The following is a 1,684-nucleotide window of genomic DNA, read 5'->3' on the forward strand; positions in this document are numbered from 1 at the left end:
GCGTCTTGCATGGCTTCTACACCTGCCTGAATGCCAGAACTGCGTTCGTACCGCCCATGGCGAAGGCGTTGCTCATGGCGACGCGCACCTTGCGCTCCCGCGGCACATTGGGTGTGATGTCGAGGTCGCAAGCGGGATCTGGCTCGCGATAGTTGGCGGTCGGCGGCACGACGTCCTCTTGGATTGCCATCACGCAGGCGATCATTTCAAGCGCGCTCGCTGCGCCGAGGCAATGCGCGTGCGTGGACTTGGTGGAAGAGATGGACATCGAATAAGCGTGGTTTCCAAACACACGCTTGATCGCCGCCGTTTCAGTCTGATCATTGCTCTTGGTACCGGTGCCGTGCGCGTTGAGATAGTCGACGTCCTCGGCATTCAGCCCGGCATCGGCAAGGCAGGCGCGCATCGCCGACGCTGGCCCCTCGACAGATGGCGCGGCAATGTGGAAGGCATCGGCGGAAAGGCCGACGCCGGCGATCTCGGCAAGAATTGTGGCACCACGCCTCGTGGCATGCTCGTAGCTTTCCAGCACGGCCATGCCCGCACCCTCGCCCAGCACCAGGCCCTTCCTATCGGCGGAGAAGGGCCGGCAGGTATCGGGTGAAAGCACGCGCATTGCTTCCCATGCTTTCAGCACGCCCCATGCGAAGGGTGCGTCGCTGCCTCCGGAAACCATTACGTCGGCCCGGCCCAGCTTGATCTGGTCCACCGCCGAGGCGATCGCATGGTTGGCCGAGGCACATGCGGAGGTCACCCCGAAGACCGGCCCGCGCAAGCCGAGGCGCAAGCTCACCTGGCCGGCGGCGGCGCTTGGCATCGTTTTGGGTACAGCGAGGATGCCAACTCGCCTCGCGCCGTCCAAAAGGAGGGCCCGGTAAGTTTCCTCCATCACATCCCAGCCCAAGCCGCCGACGCCCACTGTCGCGCCGAAGCGATGGGCATTCCCCTCGTCGCAGGAAAGTCCGGCCTGCCGCATGGCTTCGCGCGCTGCAAGCACGGCGAGCAAGCTGAAGCGGGCCATGGAGACGAGCTGCTTGCGATCGATGTCGTGCTCGGGCAGCGCCTTGATCTCAGCGCCGGTCATGCCCTCCAGGTCATGAAGCTCGGAATTGGCGATCGGGCCGATGGCGGAGCGGCCTTCGCGCATCTCTTTCCACATAGAGGCGGCGTCGGTGCCCAGTCCGCACAGGCCGCCCACTCCGGTGATGACGACGCGCCTGTCCATTCAAGCCTCCTTCGCAAGCAAGCCGCGGACGGCTTCCACGACGTCGCCGACATTCTTGAGATTGGACCAGGCATCGGCCGTGTTCATGTCGATCTTGATGCCGTAGGCCTGCTCCACATCCCAGAGGACGTCCGCCAAACCCAGCGAATCGAACCCGAGCGCGTCCAGTTCCGTGGCGATTGTTATCTCGCCGACGAATGACGCAGGCATTCCCTCACCGCTCTCCGACTCGGCGCGTTTCTTGATCAGGGCAATGACGTCCGTTGCGAATTGATCGGCCATTCTGTTTCCTGTCTTTCTTTCCCGCGTTTCGACCTGGACGCGGCTCAGTTCCTGAGGCGCGCCGCGTCGCGAAAGCCATCACGCTTGGGCAACTGACAAAGCCCAATGCTCATAAAGCCGGATCAGGTCCGGCCGGTGTGTGGCGTAGGTGCAGTATGACGATGTGAGCCGCTACAC

At 63.4% G+C, this 1,684-nt stretch carries 2 protein-coding genes; both read right to left on the minus strand.

Features of this window, described 5'->3' with window-relative positions; translation table 11 throughout:
- Positions 1-16: 16 nt before the first annotated feature.
- Positions 17-1,225 (minus strand): beta-ketoacyl-[acyl-carrier-protein] synthase family protein, encoded by a 1,209-nt coding sequence (locus EOD29_RS30555; protein WP_127248772.1) that lies wholly within the window; start codon positions 1,223-1,225, stop codon positions 17-19.
- On the minus strand, positions 1,226-1,507 hold the full coding sequence (locus EOD29_RS30560) for an acyl carrier protein (protein ID WP_029356603.1): 282 nt from the start codon (positions 1,505-1,507) through the stop codon (positions 1,226-1,228).
- Positions 1,508-1,684: the final 177 nt, after the last annotated feature.

The organism is Mesorhizobium sp. M1A.T.Ca.IN.004.03.1.1, assembly GCF_003997555.1.
Lineage (GTDB): Bacteria > Pseudomonadota > Alphaproteobacteria > Rhizobiales > Rhizobiaceae > Mesorhizobium.